Below are 17,561 nucleotides of genomic sequence, written 5' to 3'. Positions count from 1 at the left end.
TCCCCCCGCCCGCTTCGTGCCGGGGGGGGGGCCCGGGGCGGCGGGCCCCGGCCGCGCGGTCCGGGCCCTTCCGCGGAAGGGCCCGGACCGCGCCCGAACCCCCTCTCGCCCCGCTTCCACCTGCGTATTTCCCGCACTCCCGGCCGTGTCGCCCGGGGGCGGAACGGCCTTTTCATCCGCGCTGTTATCGGAAAAACAAAGGGCGAAGGAGAATATCCGCGCGGCAGGGAAAATGATAAAGTCCGGCGTGTTTCAGGTCACAGTGTCAGGACGACCGCCAGGAGCACGCATGCCCCCCACTGTCCCCACCGGCCGAACCCTTCCGAGCCTGCTCGCGCGCACCGCGGCCGAGCACCCCGAAGCGCCCGCGCTGTCCTGGCGCGGAACCGGAACCGGAGCCCCGGCCGGATCCCCCGGGTGGTCCACGCTCACCTGGTCCCAGGTCCGCGACCGGGTCGGCGAGCTCACCGAGGGCTTCGCCGCCCACGGCGTCGAACCCGGCGACCACGTCCTGCTGATGATGGGCAACCGGCCGGAGCACTGGCTCTGCGACCTCGCCGTGGTCCACGCGGGCGCCGTCCCCACCTCCGTCTACAACACCGCCGCGCCGGAACAGGTGGCCCACATCGTCCGGCACAGCCGGGCCCGTCTCGCGGTGGTCGAGAGCGCCGCGACCGCGGCCGCCTGGGAGCACCTGGTCGCCGACCCCGACACGCCCCTGGCGACCCTGGTCGTGGTCGAGGGGGCCGACACCGGGCGCGGCCACACCCCCTACGGGGACCTGCTCGGCGCCCCGGCCGGCGCCGCGTTCGGACGGTGGCGGGACCTGGCCCCCGACGACCTGCTCACCGTCCTCTACACGTCGGGGACGACCGGGGACCCGAAGGGCGTGGCGATCACCCACAGCGGCATGCTCGCCAACGCCGCCGCCCTGGACGCGGTCGTGGACCTGCCGGAGTTCCCCGACCACATCTGCTACCTCCCGCTGGCCCACATCGCCGAGCGGGTCCTCGGCATCTACCTCCCGGTGCTGCGCGCCTCCCACGTGTGGATGTGCCCGGACCCGGGGGACGTGGTGGGCGTCCTCCGGGCGGTGCGCCCGCCCCAGTTCTTCGGCGTCCCGCGGGTGTGGGAGAAGCTGGCGTCGGCCCTGCGGGCGGGGATCGCCCGGCTGCCGGCGGAGGGGCGCGCCGCGGTGGAGGCGGCGATGGCCGTCGCCACCGAGCACGCGGAGGTGCGGGAGCGGGGCGGCCGTGTGCCCGCCGAACTCCAGGAGCGCTTCGACGAGGCCCGGGCACAGGTCTTCCGGCCCCTGCTGGCCGGGGTCGGCCTGGACCGGGTCGTCTGGGCGTCGAGCGCGTCGGCGCCCATGCCGATGGACGTCGTGCGGTTCTGGGCGGGCCTGGGGATCCTGGTCATGGACGCCTGGGGGCTGACCGAGTCCGTGGGCGTGGCCACGGCCAACGCCCCCTCCTCGGGGTTCCGGCTGGGTTCGGTGGGCCGCCCCATCGACAGTGTGGAGCTGCGCCTCGCCGACGACGGCGAGATCCTGCTGCGGGGGGAGTCGGTGTTCGGCGGCTACCTGGGGCCGGACGGGCGGATCCTGCCCGCCGCCGACGCCGACGGGTGGTTCGCCACCGGCGACGTGGGGCGCCTGGACGAGGACGGCTACCTGTGGATCACCGACCGCAAGAAGGAGCTGATCGTCACCTCCAACGGCAAGAACATCTCGCCGGCCCTCGTGGAGAACACGCTGAAGGAGCACCCGCTGATCGGCCAGGCGTACGCCCACGGCGACCGGCGGCCCTACCTCGTGGCGCTGCTCGTGCTGGACCGCGAGACGGCTCCGGTGTGGGCCGAGGCGCGGGGCATCGACACCGGCGGGGACTGGGAGGCGCTGGCCGCCCACCCGGAGGTGGCGGCGGAGCTGGGGCGCGCGGTCGAGGCGGCCAACAGGCGGCTCAACCGGGCCGAGCAGGTCAAGTCCCACCGGTCGCTCGCCGAGGAGTGGGGGCCGGACACCGGTGAGCTGACGCCGTCGCTCAAGCTCCGGCGGCGGGTCGTCCGGGAGAGGTACGGTGACGCGCTGGCGGCGCTGTACGGGGACTGAGCCGGCGGGCGCGCCCCGGGCCGCGCCCTCCCGGGGCGGGGGACGGGGGCCGCCGGCCCGGGGCCGACCGCTCCGAGCGCGGCCGAGGGGACCGCTCCCCGGGGGTCGCGCCCGGGAGCGTGTGCCCGCCTCCTCCGGCAGCGGGCGCGGACGCGCGGAACCGCCCCCGTCCGCGGAACGGGGGCGGTCGCGGCCGAGGTCAGGAGCCCTGGCCCGTGGTCTGCTGCCCGCCGGTGCGCTGCTCCGGCGAACGCGTCGGGCGCGGCGCCTCGTGGGACGCCCGGTAGCCGCTGCGGTAGACGGCCTCGTCGGACTGCGGGGACGCGTCCCCCGCCCGGGTCGGCCAGCCCGCGGTCAGCCCGTAGATCACCAGGATGTCCACGGCGATGGCCACCATCGACCACAGGGGCATGGCCACCACGAAGGCCAGCTGCGCGAGGGCGTTCAGGGAGGCGAGGACGATGCCGAACACCCGCGCCCAGGTGCGGCCGGACAGCACGGCGACGCCTGCGGCGACCATGACAACGCCCCACAGCCCGAGCAGGACGCCCCAGGACCCGTACTCGAGGAAGAGCATGTCCGTGCCCGTGGCGATGTAGAAGTCGGGGGAGAACAGCGCCACCATCCCCTGGATGATGTTGACCGCCCCGATGACGATCAAGAGTGTGGCGACGAAGAACTGCCAGCCGTTGGCTGCCTCTGTCCGCATGTCGGCTCCTCACCGGCCGCCCGGGCGCCCGGGGTGGTGCCGGTCCGGGCAGGGGCGGCCCCTCGGGTGTCCCTGGCGTGTGCGCGGGTCGCGCGCCGCCCCTCCATGATCAGCCCCTGCCGGTCATCGGTATCTCACTGTTCGTACCCGATAGGGCAAATCTCCCGTGTCGCCGAGGGGTGGGTCCGGACGCGTTCCCTACAGGGGTAAGGTAGTTTTTACGTAGTTACGGAATTTCGAATTACCTGGGGGCGTGGTGGACCGAACGACCGAGCAGCGTCTGGCCGACCTGGAGGCCCGGGTCGCCGAACTGGAGGGCCGGGCCGAGGCGGCGCCCGCGCCGCCCGGGGGAGGCGGGGGCGCGGAAGGGGCGCCCGGGGGAGCGTTCTTCGCCCTGGAGGCGCTCCGGGGGCACGCCGCGGGGCGGGGGGCCGTGGTCTTCGCCGGCATCGTCCGGGACGGGGACGGCGAGGACGCCATCGAGTGGCAGCAGGGCCTGCCCGTGGACCGGCTGGCCGGGGCCGACTGGTCCCGCGCGGCCGCCGTCCTCGACGCCCTGGGCCACCCCGTCCGGCTCCACCTGCTGCACGCCGTCTGGGAGGGCACGGGGACCGTGGCCGGCCTGGCCGAGCTCTCCGGCTTCGGCACCACCGGCCAGATCTACCACCACGTCAACCTGCTCGTGGCGGCCGGGTGGCTCACCACCGTCCGGCGCGGGCACTACATCGTCCCCCCGGAGCGGGTCGTCCCCCTGCTGGCCGTCCTCACCGCCGCGGGCGGTGCCTCCTGAACGCCGCGGGAGGGGGCGCGGCGGGGCGCGGGCCCGGCGTCGCGGCCGCCTGCGCCGTGGCCGTCCTGGTCCTGCTGCTCGGATTCGCCGCGCGTCCGCAGGTCCCGTCCCTGTCGGACCGGGAGTCGGGGGACCCCGGCCTGCTCGACCGGGCCCGCCCCCTGCTGGCCGCGGACGCGCGCGAGCGCGCCAGCGTCGTGGTGATCGACGGAGGCCGGACCCGCGTCGCCCACTTCGGCGCCGACGGCGGCACCGTCTACGAGATCGGCTCGGTGACCAAGGGCATGACCGCCCTTCTCCTGGCCGACGCCGTGGAGAGGGGCGAGGTCGCCGAGGACACCGAACTCGGCGCGATCCTCGACCTGGGGGACGCGCCCGCCGCGTCGGTCACCCTCGCGGAGCTGGCGAGCCACCGCTCCGGCCTGCCCCGCCTCCCCACGGGCCTCGCCGAGAGCGTCGGCACGGCCGTCGCGGCCTACCGGGGGAGCGATCCCTACCGGGCCGACCGGGCCGCGCTCGTCGCCCAGGTCGCCGCGGCCGGGACGGAGGGCCGCGGCGAGGTCGCCTACTCCAACATGGGTGCGGCCGTCCTCGGCCAGGCCGTGGCCGAGGCCGCGGGGACCGACTACCGCACCCTGTTGCGGGAGCGGCTCCTCGAGCCGGTGGGCATGGACGCGACCACGCTGCCCGTCACCCCGGACGGCCTCCCCGAGGACGCGTCCGTCGGACACGGGGCCCGGGGGCGCACCGCCGATCCGTGGACCTCCCACGCCTACGCCCCGATGGGCGGCGTGCGGTCCACCCCCGGGGACATGGAGCTCCTGGCCCGCGCCCTGCTGGAGGGGGCCGCCCCCGGCGCCGACGCCATGGAACCGCGCTGGGACGCGGGGGACGGCGGCGAGGTCGGCCTCGGCTGGTGGATCGACGACCACGACGGAACCGCGGTGACCTGGCACAACGGAGGCACCGGCGGCTTCTCCTCGATGTTCGCCCTGGACCGGGAGGGAGGCCGGGCGGTCGTCGTCCTGGCCGATTCCTCCCTGCCGGTGGACGACATCGGCATCACCCTGCTCCTGGAGGACGCGTGACCGCCTGGCTCCCCGTCGTCGTCGGCGTCGCCCTCGTCTCCTGGCTCGCGCTGGACGCCGCGCTGATCGCGCTCCGCGGCTGGCGCGGCAGGGGCCGCCTCCGCTTCGCGGACCGCTGGGACGCCCTGTCCCGTGCGCTCCACCTCGCCGCGACGGCCCTCCTGCTCCTCGTCTTCGTGCAGTGGGGCCACCTGCCCGGGGCCCTGTGGTGGCTGGTGGTCCTCCCGGTGGCGGCGGCGCTGTCCGGCGCGGCGCTCCGCTGGCCGGAGCTGCCCCGGCACGGCGAGGACGGGGCGGCCGGCACGCGCAGGGCCTCCGCGGCCGGCGGCGCGGTCCTCCTCGTGCTCGGGCTCGCCCTCGTGGTGCTCGTGTGAGCCGGGACGTGAGCGCCGGACCGCGGTGTGGACAGGCCGGTCCACGACCTGCCGGGGCCGCCCGCGCAGGACAACGAGTTGTCTACACGCATCGTTGACCATCGAAGGGCTATGCTGCCCGGATGGCACTGCGCAACGCTGTGATGGCCGCGCTGCTGGACGGCGCGGCGTCCGGATACGACCTGGCGAAGAACTTCGACGCCTCCGTGGCCAACTTCTGGATGGCCACCCCCCAGCAGCTCTACCGCGAGCTGGACCGGATGGAGGCGGACGGGCTGATCGACGCCGTCGTCGTCCGCCAGGAGAGGCGCCCCGACAAGCGGGTCTTCTCCCTGACCGCCGCCGGGTACCGGGCACTGCGCGAGTACACGGAGCGCAGTCCCCGCCCCGCCGCGATGCGCGACGAACTCCTCGTCCAGCTCCAAGCGGTGGACGCGGGCGACGCGGACGCCGTCCGCGCCTCCGTCGCCGAGCGGGTCGCGTGGGCGCGCGGCAAGCTGGCCCGCTACGAACGCCTGCGCCTGCGACTCCTCGACGGGCGCACCGAGGACGAGCACGTCGCCCGCGCCGAGCGGATCGGCCCCTACCTCACCCTCCTGGGCGGGATCTCCCTGGAGGAGGAGAACATCCTCTGGGGGGAGAGGGTGCTGTCCCTCCTCGACCGCCGGGCCGCCGCCGTGGACGGGAGCCCCGCCACGGGCTGACCCCGCGGCCCACGGCACCGCCTCCCGCCCCCCTCAGGGGGCCGGGAAGGCCTGCCGCGCCTGGGATAGCGTGTCCAGCACTGTTGCCCACGGCACCGAGGAGCACACGATGAACGTCGAACACAGGGACATCGAGGTCAACGGGATACGGCTGCACGTCGCCGAGCAGGGGAGCGGCCCGCTCGTGCTGCTCCTGCACGGCTTCCCCGAGACCTGGTACTCCTGGCGCCACCAGTTCGACCCGCTCGTCGGGGCCGGGTACAGGGTGGTCGCCCCCGACCAGCGCGGCTACGCCCGCAGCGACCGGCCCGAGGACGTCGCCGCCTACACGCTGCCGCACCTGGTCGGCGACGTCGTCGGCCTGATCGCCGCGCTCGGCGAGAAGGAGGCCGTCCTCGTCGGACACGACTGGGGCGCCCCCGTGGCCTGGGCCACCGCCATGATGCGGCCCGACCTCGTCCGCGGCGTCGCGGGACTGAGCGTCCCGCCGTTCCCGCCCGCGATGATGCCCACGCCCTCGGCCAACCGCCACATGTACGGGGAGGGCTTCTACCAGGTCTACTTCCAGGAGCCCGGGCGCGCCGACGCCGAACTGGCCGCCGATATCGCCTCGTTCATGCGCCGCATCCTGGTCGGCGCCTCCGGCGACAACCCCGAGACGGACGAGCCCCGCCTGTGGATGGTCCCGGAGGGCGGGACGCTCCTGGACGCCCTGCCGCCGGCGGACGAGCTGCCCTCCTGGCTCACCGAGGAGGACGTGGCGGCCTTCGCCCGCGACCACGCGGCGCACGGGGCCCGGGCCTTCACCGGCGGGCTCGACTGGTACCGCAACACCGAGCGCAACCAGGAGCTCATGGCCCCCTTCCAGGGGCGCGGCATCGACGTCCCCGCGCTCTACATGGTGGGGGACATGGACCTGGTGACCGTCATGCGGGGGATCCCGGAGCTGCGGGAGGTCCTGCCCCTGATCGCCCCCCGGCTGCACGCGGACGTCACCCTGCCCGGCTGCGGCCACTGGACGCAGCAGGAGCGGCCGGACGAGGTCAACGCGGCCCTCCTGGACTTCCTCGCCCACGTCGAGGCGGAGGGCGGGGCGGAGTAGCCGGCGCCCTCCCGGCCCGAAGGAGCGGCCGGGGCGGCGAGGGCGCGGCGCCCGGCGGCTCCGGGGCGGGCACGCCACGGCGGCGGGCGCCGTCCCGGCCCCGGGGGCGGGTCAGGCGGTGTAGGCGCCGGCGAGGGAGCGCAGGACCTGGGAGCAGCCCGCGTCCACCGTGAGCGCGGCCACGCCGTCCGCACGGGTCTCCCCCCTGTTCAGGATCACCACCGGCTTGCCCTGCTCGACGGCGCGCTTGACGTACCTGCGCCCCGAGAAGACCGTCAGCGACGAACCCGCCACCAGCAGGGCCGACGCGTCGTCCACGAGTCGGTAGCCCTCCATCACACGCGGCTTGGGCACGTTCTCGCCGAAGTACACGATGTCCGGCTTGAGCATGCCCCCGCAGGCCCCGCAGTCGGCCACCCGGAACCCCTCGGTGGACGCGAGGACCGCGTCCGCGTCCGGCGCCACCTCGACGTCGGCGACGCCGTCCGCGAAGCCGGGGTTCAGGGCCGAGAGGCGCTCGGCCAGGCTCGCCCGGCTGACGACCTCGGAGCAGCCCAGGCAGACCACCCGGTCGTAGCGGCCGTGCAGGTCGATCACCCTCCGGCTGCCCGCCGCCTCGTGCAGGGTGTCCACGTTCTGCGTGATGACGGCGGACACCGCGCCCGCCGCCTCCAGGTCGGCCAGCGCCCGGTGCCCGTCGTTGGGCCGGGTGCGGTGCACGTGGCGCCAGCCGACGTGGTTGCGGGCCCAGTAGTGGCGGCGGAACGCGGCGTCGCCGACGAACTGCTGGTACGTCATCGGCTTGCGCGGCGGGGAACCGGGGCCACGGTAGTCGGGGATCCCGGAGTCCGTGGAGACACCCGCCCCGGTCAGCGCGACCACCGGGCCCGGGCCCAGGACCTCGCGCATCCGGGCCGCCGCGACCCCGGGGTCGACGGAATCGAGTGTTGTCGTCACGCTTCGAGGGTACGCGGCCGGCCGGAGCGGACCCCGACCGGCCGACCGGCTCCGGCCGCCCGCGCGTCCCCGCGGGCGCCGTCCCGAACCCCGCCGCCCCGGTCCGGGCGGCGGGGAGCCTTGCGGCCTCGGAGGCCCCCGGCCCCCGGCCCCCGGCGCCGGGCCGCCGTGCGGGCGGCCCGGCGCCGGGGTCAGGCGAGGCAGACCAGCAGGTCGCCGCCCTCCACCCGGGCCACGGTGTCGATCGCCAGACGGGACACGGTCCCCGCCTTCGGCGCGGTGATCGAGGCCTCCATCTTCATCGCCTCGATGGTGGCCACCGTCGCACCGGCCTCGACCTCGTCGCCCTCGGCGACGGCCAGCGTGACCACGCCCGCGAAGGGAGCGGCGACGTGCCCCGCGTCGGACCTGTTCGCCTTCTCCGCCGTGCGCACCTTCGACGCCAGCGCCCGGTCCCGGATCTGGAGCGGCCGCAACTGGTCGTTGAGGGTCGCCATCACCGTGCGCACCCCGCGCTCGTCGGCCTCGCCCAGGGCCTCCAGCTCGATCAGGAGCCGCACGCCCGGTGACAGGTCGACCGAGTGCTCCTCCCCGGCGCGCAGGCCGTAGAAGAAGTCCGCGCTGGACAGCACGCTGGTGTCGCCGTAGGCGTCGCGGTGCTCCTCGAACTCCCTGGTCGGGCCGGGGAACAGCAGCCGGTTGAGCGTCGCCCGGGTGTTCTCGGCCAGACCGGCCCTGTCCTCCTCGGTCAGCTCCGCCACGGGGCGCGCCTCCGCGCGGCCGGCCAGGGCCCGCGTGCGGAAGGGCTCGGGCCAGCCGCCGGGCGGGACGCCCAGCTCACCGCGCAGGAACCCGACCACCGAGTCCGGCACGTCGAACCTGCCCGGATCGGCCTCGAAGTCGGCCGGGTCCACCCCGGCGCCGACCAGGTGCAGGGCCAGGTCGCCCACCACCTTGGAGGAGGGCGTGACCTTCACGAGGTGGCCGAGCATCCGGTCGGCGGCGGCGTACATCGCCTCCACGTCCTCGAAGTGGTCTCCCAGCCCCAGCGCGACCGCCTGGGTGCGCAGGTTGGACAGCTGGCCGCCCGGGATCTCGTGGTGGTAGACCCGCCCCGTCGGCGAGGTCAGCCCGGCCTCGAAGGGCGCGTAGACCCGGCGCACGGCCTCCCAGTACGGCTCCATCTCGTTGACCGCGTCCAGGCTCAGGCCGGTGGCGCGCCCGGTGTGGTCGAAGGCGGCCACGACGGCCGACAGCGACGGCTGCGAGGTCGTGCCCGCCATCGACGACACGGCTCCGTCCACGGCGTCCGCGCCCGCGTCGACCGCCGCGAGGTAGGTGGCCAGCTGGCCGCCCGTCGTGTCGTGCGTGTGGACGTGCACCGGCAGCTCGAACTCACGGCGCAGGGCCGAGACCAGCCGTGCCGCGGCCGGGGCGCGCAGCAGCCCGGCCATGTCCTTGACCGCGATCACGTGCGCGCCCGCGGCGACGATCCGCTCGGCGAGCCTCAGGTAGTAGTCCAGCGTGTACAGCTTCTCCGAGGGGTCGGACAGGTCGGAGGTGTAGCACAGCGCCACCTCCGCGACCCCGGTGCCGGTCGCGCGTACCGCCTCGATGGCCGGGCGCATCTGCTCGACGTCGTTGAGGGCGTCGAAGATGCGGAAGATGTCCACGCCCGTGGCGGCGGCCTCCCTGACGAAGGCGTCGGTCACCTCGGTCGGGTAGGGGGTGTAGCCCACGGTGTTGCGCCCGCGCAGCAGCATCTGGAGGCAGATGTTGGGCACGGCCTCGCGGAGCGCGGCCAGCCGCTCCCAGGGGTCCTCGGCCAGGAAGCGCAGGGCCACGTCGTAGGTGGCGCCGCCCCAGGCCTCCAGGGACAGCAGTTCGGGCATGGTGTGCGCGACCGCGGGCGCCACAGCGAGCAGGTCCCTGGTGCGGACCCGGGTGGCCAGCAGGGACTGGTGGGCGTCCCGGAACGTCGTGTCGGTGACCCCCAGGCGCGGCGAGTCGCGCAGCCAGCGCGAGAACCCCTCCGGCCCCAGCTCGGCCAGGCGCTGGCGCGTCCCCGGGGGCGGGGAGCCCGCGGGCAGCGCCGGCAGCTTCGTGGCCGGGTCCACCAGGTGCGGGCGCTCCCCGTGCGGCTTGTTCACGGTCACGTCGGCCAGGTAGGTGAGCAGCCGGGTGCCGCGGTCGGCGGAGGGCCGGGCGGTCAGCAGCTGCGGCCGCTCCTCGATGAAGGAGGTGGTGGCCCTCCCGGCCTGGAAGTCGGGGTCCTCCAGCACCGCCTGGAGGAAGGGGATGTTGGTGGCGATGCCGCGGATGCGGAACTCGGCCACGGCCCTCCGGGCCCGGCTCACCGCCGTGGCCAGGTCCCGGCCGCGGCAGGTCAGCTTGACCAGCAGGGAGTCGAAGTGGGGGCTGATCTCGGTCCCCGCAGCCGAGGTGCCGCCGTCCAGGCGGATGCCCGAGCCGCCGGGGGAGCGGTAGGCGCTGATGATGCCCGTGTCGGGGCGGAAGCCGTTGGCCGGGTCCTCGGTGGTGATGCGGCACTGGAGCGCGGCGCCGCGCAGGTAGACGGTCTCCTGGGCGATGCCGAGGTCGTCCAGGGTCTCGCCGGAGGCGATCCTCAGCTGGGCCTGGACCAGGTCGACGTCGGTGACCTCCTCCGTCACCGTGTGCTCGACCTGGATGCGCGGGTTCATCTCGATGAAGACGTGGCTGCCGTCCTCGCCGACCAGGAACTCGACCGTGCCCGCGTTGCGGTAGCCGATCTCCCGGGCGAAGCGCACGGCGTCGGCGCAGATGCGGTCCCGCAGGCCGGGGTCGAGGTTGGGCGCGGGGGCGAGCTCGATGACCTTCTGGTGGCGCCGCTGGAGCGAGCAGTCGCGCTCGTAGAGGTGGACGACGCCGCCGCTGCCGTCGGCGAGGATCTGCACCTCGATGTGGCGGGGGTTCACCACGGCCCTCTCCAGGAACACCGTGGCGTCCCCGAACGCGGTGGTGGCCTCGCGCATCGCGGCCTCGACCGACTCGCGCAGCCGCCCGGCGTCCGGGACGCGGCGCATGCCGCGCCCGCCGCCGCCCGCGACGGCCTTGACGAACAGCGGGAAGCCGATCCCCTCGGCGGCGGCCACGAGTTCGTCCACGTCGGAGGACGGTTCGCTGGACTCCAGGACGGGGACGCCCGCGGCCCTCGCCGCGGCCACGGCGCTCGCCTTGTTGCCGGTCAGGTCCAGCACGTCGGCGGGGGGACCGACGAAGGTGATCCCGGCCCTCTCGCAGGAGCGGGCGAGCTCGGGGTTCTCGGACAGGAAGCCGTAGCCGGGGTAGACGGCGTCCGCCCCGGCCTCACGGGCGGCGCGGACGATCTCGTCCACGGAGAGGTAGGCGCGGACCGGGTGGCCGGGCTCGCCGATCTGGTAGGCCTCGTCGGCCTTGAGCCGGTGGAGCGAGTTGCGGTCCTCGTGGGGGAAGACGGCGACGGTGCGGGCGCCGAGTTCGTATCCGGCGCGGAGGGCGCGGATGGCGATCTCGCCCCGGTTGGCCACGAGCACTTTGCGGAACATGCCGGGTTCCTCCTGATCTTTCAGGTGTGATGCCGGGGCGCATGGTCCGGCGCCGTTGCCGGGGCCCACGGGAGGGTGGATCACGGGCACCCTAGCCACACGGCGGGGCCCGGCCGCCACCTGGGGTGCGCCCTTCGCGGGGCCGGCGGGCCACCCCGCCGGCGCCCGCCGGTGCGGCGGCCGGGGCCCGCCCGCCCCGGCCTCAGGGGTTGACGCGCTCCGTCCAGTCGGGCGGGACCCGCCCCTCCGGTCCGGGAACGGGCTGGTCCGACGGGTGGCTGCTCGGCGGGGCCAGCTCCGGGCCGATCGCCATCTGCTGCCCCCGGAAGTCGAAGAACCAGTCCTCGCCCGGCTCGAAGCTCTGGATGATCGGGTGCCCGGTGCCCTCGTGGTGGCGCGTGGCGTGCCGCCCGGGCGAGGAGTCGCAGCAGCCGACGTGCCCGCAGGCGGCGCACCGGCGCAGGTGCACCCACCACCCCCCGCCCTCGAGGCACTCCTGGCAGCCGGTCCCGCTCGGCGGGACGGACGGGTCGATCTCGGGAACAGCGCTCTCTCCGTTGCTCATGGCGACCACGCTACTCACCGGAGCCCGGATCCGAACGCGACCCGCTGACCGGCCGGGACCGCTCCTCCGCGGCCAGCGCCCCGCGCACCCCCTCGGCGGTGGTCTCCCGCAGCTCCTCGTCCAGGAGCAGCCAGCGGGTGATGCCGATCGACTCCAGGAACGGCAGGTTGTGGCTGGCGACCACGAGCGCGCCCTCGTAGGATTCGAGCGCTCCCGAGAGCTGCCGCACGCTGGCCATGTCGAGGTTGTTGGTCGGCTCGTCCAGCATGACCAGCTGCGGGGCGGGCGCGGCGAGCATCGTCGCGGCGAGGGCGGCGCGGAAGCGCTCCCCTCCCGAGAGGGTGCCCGCGGGCTGCTCGGCGCGCTTGCCCTTGAAAAGGAACCGCGCGAGCTGGGACCGGATGTGCTGGTCGGTGACCCCCGGCGCCAGGCGCGACACGTTCTCCACCACGCTCAGCTCCTCGTCGAGCACGTCCAGGCGCTGCGGCAGGAACCGCAGGGGCACGAACGCCTCTGCCTCGCCGGAGGAGGGCTCCAGCAGGCCGGAGAGCGTGCGCAGCAGCGTGGTCTTCCCCGCCCCGTTGCGTCCGATCAGCGCGACGCGCTCGGGGCCGCGCAGCTCCAGGTCCCCCTCCCGCAGGCTGCCGTGCGGCAGGGACAGCCCCCGGGCCCGCAGGACCACGCGGCTCCCGGGCACGGCGGTGTGCGGGAGGTCCACCCTGATCTCCGCGTCGTCGCGGACCGCGTCCGCCGCCTCCTCCCGCCGCTCGCGCGCCTCGTCGAGGCGCTCCTCGTGCACGCCGCGCAGCTTGCCCGCGGACTCCTGCGCGGACCTCTTGAGACCTCCCGCGATGATCTTGGGGATGCCGCCCCGGTCGTCCAGGCGCTTGCTGTTGCGCTGGCGGCGGGCCAGTTTCATCCGGGTCTCCTCCAGCTCGCGCTTCTGCCTGCGCACGTCCGCGTCGGCGGCCCGCAGGGTCCGCTCCGCCGCCTCCTGCTGGGTGGCCAGCGCCTCCTCGTACGCGGACAGGTTGCCCCCGTACCAGGTGACCGAGCCCGCCCGCAGCTCGGCGACGCGGTCCACGCGCTCCAGCAGCTCCCGGTCGTGGCTCACCACGACCAGCACCCCGGAGCGCCAGTCGTCGACGGCCTCGTACAGCCTGCGGCGGGCGAACACGTCGAGGTTGTTGGTGGGCTCGTCCAGGAGGAGGATGTCGGGGCGCTCCAGCAGCAGGGCGGCCAGGCGCAGCAGGACGGTCTCCCCGCCGGACATCTGCCCCACGGTGCGGTCCAGCTCGACGTGTCCCAGGCCGAGCGAGCCCAGGGTGGCCAGGGTCCGCTCCTCGACGTCCCAGTCGTCGCCGACCGCGTCGAAGTGCGCCTCGGCCGCGTCCCCGGCCTCGATGGCGTGCAGGGCGGCGCGCCGCTCGGCGATGCCGAGGGCCTGGTCGACGCGCAGCGACGTGTCCAGGGTGATGTCCTGCGGAAGGTAGGCCAGGCTGCCGCTCGCGGTCACCGAGCCCCCGGCCGGGCGCAGCCGGCCGGCGAGCAGCCGCAGCAGGGTGGACTTGCCGGAGCCGTTGGCCCCGACGAGACCGGTGCGGCCCCGGCCGACGGAGAGTGAGAGCCCGTCGAAGACGGGTGTGCCGTCCGCCCAACGGAAGGAGAGGGCGGAGCAGGTCAGGGAGACGCCGGTGGCAGGCGTACTCGGCATGGTGTTCCTCGCGGTCGCAAGCGCTGTGAAGGGATGGCTTCGTGGGCGAGCACCACGCGGCGGCCGCGTCTGAGGAGACGGGAGGTGTCCCGGGAGCATCGGGGACGTCCTGCGCCGAGGTCGCAAGCACGCGGGGTCACGGACGGCGTGGAAGCCAGTCGGGGTGTGACCGGTGTACGGGCCGGGCCGTACCGCGTGGTGATCGCGAACCTCAGATGCGCAACGTCCACCTCTGTCGTCGACAACAGGACGTGGGCCACTCTAGGGGATGGACCGCCCCGGAGTAAACCGTGTTTCCCCGTGGCGTGTGCGCGGGTCCGGCGGACGCCGGGGCGGGGCCGCCGGACCGGTGGCCCGGCGGCCCGGCGGGGTCACCGGCGGCGGCGCCCCCAGCCGGAGCCGTAGCCCGCCACGTGCATTGCGAGGCACAGCAGGCCGGCGAGGGCGAGGGTTCTCGTGGTGACGAGGTCCTGGATGCCCGTCCCGAGGAGTTCGAGGAGCAGGGCGAGTCCGAACAGGACCGCGGCGGCGGTGGCGAACACGGGGCCTCCGAGGGATGGTGGGTGTGTTCCCGGGCGCTACCCGTCTACCCGCGTGCCGCGGCGGCAACCACGGGCGCGGGGCCGCTGCCGACGCGGGTGCGCCGTGCCGTCGCGGTTGCGCGCCGCCCCGCCCCCGGCCCCGCGGTCCGCGCGGAGCCGGGGGCGGCCGCGGATCAGCGGTCGGTGGCGGGCCGCTCCTGCGGGGACTCCTCCCCGTCCTCGGGGCGGTGCGCCGGTCCCTCCAGGGAGGCCCGGGGGACAGGCCGCGCCTGGTGGTACGGGTGCTGACCGGGGTCGTGCGGCTCGGGCCGGTCGTACCCCGGGGAGGGCGCGTGGGGAGGGACGTGCCCGGTCCGCTCCGCCGACGGCTGCCCCTGCCCGTGTCCGGCCCGGGGGTCGGGCGGAGCCGCCGCCTCCCCGTCGGGGCGGTCGCCCTCGTCGCTGAGCCCCTTGGCCTCGGCCTTGAGGATCCGCGCGCTGCGCCCGAGCGACCGCGCCAGCGCGGGCAGCCTGCTCGCGCCGAACAGCAGCAGCGCGATCACCAGCAGGATCATGATCTCGCGTGCGCCGATACCCATGTCGTCGTTCCTTTCCTCGTGGGGATCACGTGCCCGGGGCGGGCGGCCCCGGGTTCACCGCCGGTCCCTGCCGGGCGGTTCGCCCGGCAGGAAGCGGAACCCCGACCCCGTCTCGGTGACGAAGTAGCGTGGCCGTCGCGGATCCGGTTCCAGCCGCCTCCTGATGTGGGACATGAACACGCGCAGGTAGTGGTGTTCGGTACCGTACCCGGGCCCCCACACCTCACGCAGCAGCCTGTCCCGCGCGACCAGGGCGCCGGGCTCGGCCGCCAGCACCTCGACGATGCGCCACTGCCGGGGCGTCAGGGGCACGGGCCGCCCCTGCCGGGTGACGCGCTCGGCCCGGAAGTCGATGGTGAAGTCCGCGGTGACGAGCGGGGGAGGGGGCGGGTGCGGCGCCGCCCGCCGCCGCATGACCGAGCGCAGGCGGGCGAAGAGCTCGCCCATGGAGAAGGGCTTGGTGACATAGTCGTCCGCGCCCGCGTCCAGCGCCTCCACCTTGGTCGCGGGCGCGTCGTCGCCCGACACCACCAGGACGGGGGCCTCGCTCCACACACGCAGGCTCCGCAGGACGCCCAACCCGCCCAGAGACGGCAGGCACAGGTCGAGGAGGACCGCGTCGGGGCGGTGTTCGGCGGCCAGGGCCAGCGCCTGCTCCCCGGTCGCCGCGTAGAGGGGCGCGTACCCCCGCGCGCGGAGGTTCATGCCGAGCGTCCTCCGGACGGTGAGGTCGTCGTCGACCACCAGGACCCCTGGGATCCGCTCCATCCTCCCCCTTCCGTTCCGGGTCCCCGCCGCCGGGGCCGGGCCCGCGTCCGGCGGTCCCCGCCGGAGCCGAGGGGGACGGGTCGGCGCCCGGCGCGTCCGGTCCGCCGGAACCATCGAAGGGGATCCCGGGGACGCGGGGGCGGGTCCTAACGGTTTCCATGCGGGTCCGGGCCGGGATCCTGACGCCTTCCTGACGTTCGCGGGCACGGGGGCGCGGCGGCCCGCGCCGCCGGGGCACCGTCATGGCAGTGCGCCGGAGGCGCGCCGGGGACGCCGGGCCGGGTCAGGGTCGGGGCCGGGGCGGCCCGGCCCCGACCCCGGGCGCGTTCAGGACAGTCCGCCCACCGGGTCCTCCCCGGCCCGCCACCACACCCCGAGCCGCTGCCGCGCCACCAGCCACCCCGCGTCCGTCCGCACGAAGTCCCAGTCGTAGGGCCCGCCCATCTGGAACGGCCCGCCCGGGTCCGGCTCTTCGCCGACCGCCACGAACCACATGTAGCCGATCCCCGTCGCCCGGTCGCCCGCCACCTCGAACGCCGTGTTCAGCAGGTGGTGCTGCATGTGCGCGTACGGTTCCTCCGCGTCCCGCACCGTGCGCAGGATCTCCTCCCGGCCGCGCACCGCCTCCCACGGTCCGAACTCCAGGACCGCGTCCTCCGCCCAGCAGGCGATCCAGGCGTCCCAGTCCCGCGTGTCGAGGGCGCGCCAGCCCCGCACCAGCAGCTCGCGCAGGGACTCCTCGACCGCGAGGTCCTCCAGGGCGCGCAGGCGGTCCTCCAGGAGGCCGAGGCGCCTCACCAGACCGGACACGTCCGCGGGACCGGGCCGCCCGTCGTCCCGCGCCGGGCTCACTGCGCGCTCCCGACCGGGCGCAGCACGATCTCGTTGACGTCGACGCCGGGTGCGGCGGACACCGCGTAGGCGATGGCGTCCGCGACCGCCGCCGCGGGCAGGGCCACCGCGCGGTAGGTCCGCATCGCCTCCCGGGCCTCGGGGTCGGTGATGCCGTCGGCCAGCTCGGACTCGGTCACACCGGGCGAGACGAGCGTGACCCGCACCGCCCCGCCGGACTCCTGGCGCAGCCCCTCCGTCAGGGCCCGCACGGCGAACTTGCTCGCGCAGTAGACGGCGGCGGTCGGGGACACCTCGTACGCGCCCACGGACGCCACGTTCACCACGTGCCCGGAGCCCTGCGCCCGCATCACCGGCAGCGCGGCGCCGATGCCGTGCAGCACGCCCCGCACGTTCACGTCGACCATCCGCTCCCACTCGTCGGTGAGGCCGGCCGACAGCGGGGAGAGCGGCATCACCCCGGCATTGTTGACGAGGACGTCGACCCGGCCGAAGGCGTCCCGCGCCGCGGAGACGAAGGCGTCCACCGAGCCCGCGTCGGTCACGTCGAGGCGCCGGCACGCGGCGGTCGCGCCGCCCTCCGCCAGCTCGTCCACCAGGCGGGTGAGGCGGTCGGTGCGCCGGGCGCCCAGGAAGACGCGGTGGCCGTCGGCCGCGAGGCGCCGCGCGGTAGCCTCGCCGATGCCGCTGCTCGCGCCGGTGATCAGAACACTCTTGGGGACAGGCGTGGCGTCGTTCATACGGGTGTGCCCTCTCTCGGGGGTCGGTCGGATACGGGCGCCGACCCGGCCTCGCGGCCGGGGCGGCGCCGTCGTGATCCACCGTCCACCGTTCGGGCGGGCCCGGCCAGGACGTGCTCCGCCCGGACCGGGCGGTCCTGGGTGCGGCACACCCCGGCACGGGCCGTCCTCCCGCGCTCGCGGGCAGCGTTCCCCGCCCCGACCCGTTCCGGCCGGTACCGTTCGGGCGCAGCCCGCCCCAGGGGGCCCGCCGACGGCCCGGGCCCCGGCCGGGAGGCGCCGGACCGCCCCGCGGCACTCCAGAGGTGCGCGCAGCCTTTCGTGGACACCCCCAACGACGTGCTGCGGCGCGTGTTGGAACTCAACGTTCACGCCAAGGCAACGAAGGAGAACCCATCCACA

Annotated in this window: 16 protein-coding genes; 6 read left to right on the top strand and 10 right to left on the bottom strand. The window is 75.3% G+C overall.

Translation table 11 applies throughout. From position 1 onward, the window contains the following. Nucleotides 1-289: 289 nt before the first annotated feature. Nucleotides 290-2,110, top strand: a complete 1,821-nt coding sequence (locus tag ABZ234_RS32650) for an AMP-dependent synthetase/ligase (RefSeq protein WP_355014609.1) — start codon at nucleotides 290-292, stop codon at nucleotides 2,108-2,110. Nucleotides 2,111-2,309: 199 nt separating this feature from the next. Here ABZ234_RS32650 and ABZ234_RS32645 read toward each other — a convergent pair whose 3' ends face one another. After that, nucleotides 2,310-2,819: a hypothetical protein gene (locus ABZ234_RS32645; RefSeq protein ID WP_352983439.1), complete on the bottom strand. Its 510-nt coding sequence runs from the start codon at nucleotides 2,817-2,819 to the stop codon at nucleotides 2,310-2,312. Nucleotides 2,820-3,075: 256 nt separating this feature from the next. Here ABZ234_RS32645 and ABZ234_RS32640 point away from each other — a divergent pair, with 256 nt between their 5' ends. The 5 genes from ABZ234_RS32640 (at nucleotide 3,076) to ABZ234_RS32620 (ending at nucleotide 6,877) form a co-directional block, all read left to right on the top strand. Beyond that, the gene (locus tag ABZ234_RS32640) at nucleotides 3,076-3,609 is read left to right on the top strand and encodes a winged helix-turn-helix domain-containing protein (RefSeq protein WP_344185480.1); all 534 of its coding nucleotides are present in this window, start codon (nucleotides 3,076-3,078) and stop codon (nucleotides 3,607-3,609) included. A gap of 56 nt (nucleotides 3,610-3,665) precedes the next feature. Beyond that, nucleotides 3,666-4,697 carry a serine hydrolase domain-containing protein gene (locus tag ABZ234_RS32635; protein WP_355014608.1) on the top strand — a complete coding sequence of 344 codons (1,032 nt, stop codon included), beginning with the start codon at nucleotides 3,666-3,668 and terminating at the stop codon, nucleotides 4,695-4,697. After that, nucleotides 4,694-5,071 (top strand): hypothetical protein, encoded by a 378-nt coding sequence (locus ABZ234_RS32630; RefSeq protein WP_355014607.1) that lies wholly within the window; start codon nucleotides 4,694-4,696, stop codon nucleotides 5,069-5,071. Before ABZ234_RS32635 ends, ABZ234_RS32630 begins: the two co-directional genes overlap by 4 nt. Before the next feature lie 122 nt (nucleotides 5,072-5,193). Beyond that, a complete protein-coding gene (locus ABZ234_RS32625) occupies nucleotides 5,194-5,775 on the top strand; it encodes a PadR family transcriptional regulator (protein WP_355014606.1) in 582 nt (193 codons plus the stop codon). 109 nt (nucleotides 5,776-5,884) lie between these two features. Continuing rightward, entirely contained in the window at nucleotides 5,885-6,877 is a 993-nt protein-coding gene (locus ABZ234_RS32620) for an alpha/beta hydrolase (protein ID WP_355014605.1), read from the top strand. A 111-nt stretch (nucleotides 6,878-6,988) separates the two neighbouring features. Here ABZ234_RS32620 and ABZ234_RS32615 read toward each other — a convergent pair whose 3' ends face one another. The 9 genes from ABZ234_RS32615 to ABZ234_RS32575 form a co-directional block, all read right to left on the bottom strand. Then, nucleotides 6,989-7,834: an NAD-dependent protein deacetylase gene (locus ABZ234_RS32615; RefSeq protein ID WP_355014604.1), complete on the bottom strand. Its 846-nt coding sequence runs from the start codon at nucleotides 7,832-7,834 to the stop codon at nucleotides 6,989-6,991. 191 nt (nucleotides 7,835-8,025) lie between these two features. After that, nucleotides 8,026-11,400, bottom strand: coding sequence for a pyruvate carboxylase (locus ABZ234_RS32610; protein ID WP_267948748.1), 3,375 nt, complete (start codon nucleotides 11,398-11,400; stop codon nucleotides 8,026-8,028). 202 nt (nucleotides 11,401-11,602) lie between these two features. Further along, entirely contained in the window at nucleotides 11,603-11,965 is a 363-nt protein-coding gene (locus ABZ234_RS32605) for a UBP-type zinc finger domain-containing protein (RefSeq protein ID WP_344186289.1), read from the bottom strand. Between the two features lie 10 nt (nucleotides 11,966-11,975). After that, the gene (locus tag ABZ234_RS32600) at nucleotides 11,976-13,679 is read right to left on the bottom strand and encodes an ATP-binding cassette domain-containing protein (protein WP_355014603.1); all 1,704 of its coding nucleotides are present in this window, start codon (nucleotides 13,677-13,679) and stop codon (nucleotides 11,976-11,978) included. A gap of 371 nt (nucleotides 13,680-14,050) precedes the next feature. Beyond that, nucleotides 14,051-14,221 carry a hypothetical protein gene (locus ABZ234_RS32595; RefSeq protein ID WP_355014602.1) on the bottom strand — a complete coding sequence of 57 codons (171 nt, stop codon included), beginning with the start codon at nucleotides 14,219-14,221 and terminating at the stop codon, nucleotides 14,051-14,053. Between the two features lie 173 nt (nucleotides 14,222-14,394). Then, entirely contained in the window at nucleotides 14,395-14,799 is a 405-nt protein-coding gene (locus ABZ234_RS32590; RefSeq protein WP_355014601.1) for a twin-arginine translocase TatA/TatE family subunit, read from the bottom strand. A gap of 54 nt (nucleotides 14,800-14,853) precedes the next feature. Next, a complete protein-coding gene (locus ABZ234_RS32585) occupies nucleotides 14,854-15,567 on the bottom strand; it encodes a response regulator (protein WP_355014600.1) in 714 nt (237 codons plus the stop codon). A gap of 327 nt (nucleotides 15,568-15,894) precedes the next feature. Beyond that, nucleotides 15,895-16,419: a nuclear transport factor 2 family protein gene (locus ABZ234_RS32580; protein ID WP_355014599.1), complete on the bottom strand. Its 525-nt coding sequence runs from the start codon at nucleotides 16,417-16,419 to the stop codon at nucleotides 15,895-15,897. Next, entirely contained in the window at nucleotides 16,416-17,159 is a 744-nt protein-coding gene (locus tag ABZ234_RS32575; RefSeq protein ID WP_355014598.1) for an SDR family oxidoreductase, read from the bottom strand. Before ABZ234_RS32575 ends, ABZ234_RS32580 begins: the two co-directional genes overlap by 4 nt. Nucleotides 17,160-17,561 lie beyond the last annotated feature (402 nt).

The organism is Nocardiopsis sp. NPDC006198, from assembly GCF_040613895.1.
Taxonomy (GTDB): Bacteria; Actinomycetota; Actinomycetes; order Streptosporangiales; family Streptosporangiaceae; genus Nocardiopsis; species Nocardiopsis tropica.
This window is presented reverse-complemented; position numbering and strand designations above follow the sequence as displayed.

Coding starts and splice junctions, on each gene's coding strand:
- ABZ234_RS32650 (WP_355014609.1), top strand. CDS start 290: ATGCCCCCCACTGTCCCCACCGGCCGAACCCTTCCGAGCCTGCTCGCG.
- ABZ234_RS32645 (WP_352983439.1), bottom strand. CDS start 2,819: ATGCGGACAGAGGCAGCCAACGGCTGGCAGTTCTTCGTCGCCACACTC.
- ABZ234_RS32625 (WP_355014606.1), top strand. CDS start 5,194: ATGGCACTGCGCAACGCTGTGATGGCCGCGCTGCTGGACGGCGCGGCG.
- ABZ234_RS32620 (WP_355014605.1), top strand. CDS start 5,885: ATGAACGTCGAACACAGGGACATCGAGGTCAACGGGATACGGCTGCAC.
- ABZ234_RS32610 (WP_267948748.1), bottom strand. CDS start 11,400: ATGTTCCGCAAAGTGCTCGTGGCCAACCGGGGCGAGATCGCCATCCGC.
- ABZ234_RS32605 (WP_344186289.1), bottom strand. CDS start 11,965: ATGAGCAACGGAGAGAGCGCTGTTCCCGAGATCGACCCGTCCGTCCCG.
- ABZ234_RS32600 (WP_355014603.1), bottom strand. CDS start 13,679: ATGCCGAGTACGCCTGCCACCGGCGTCTCCCTGACCTGCTCCGCCCTC.
- ABZ234_RS32590 (WP_355014601.1), bottom strand. CDS start 14,799: ATGGGTATCGGCGCACGCGAGATCATGATCCTGCTGGTGATCGCGCTG.
- ABZ234_RS32585 (WP_355014600.1), bottom strand. CDS start 15,567: ATGGAGCGGATCCCAGGGGTCCTGGTGGTCGACGACGACCTCACCGTC.
- ABZ234_RS32575 (WP_355014598.1), bottom strand. CDS start 17,159: ATGAACGACGCCACGCCTGTCCCCAAGAGTGTTCTGATCACCGGCGCG.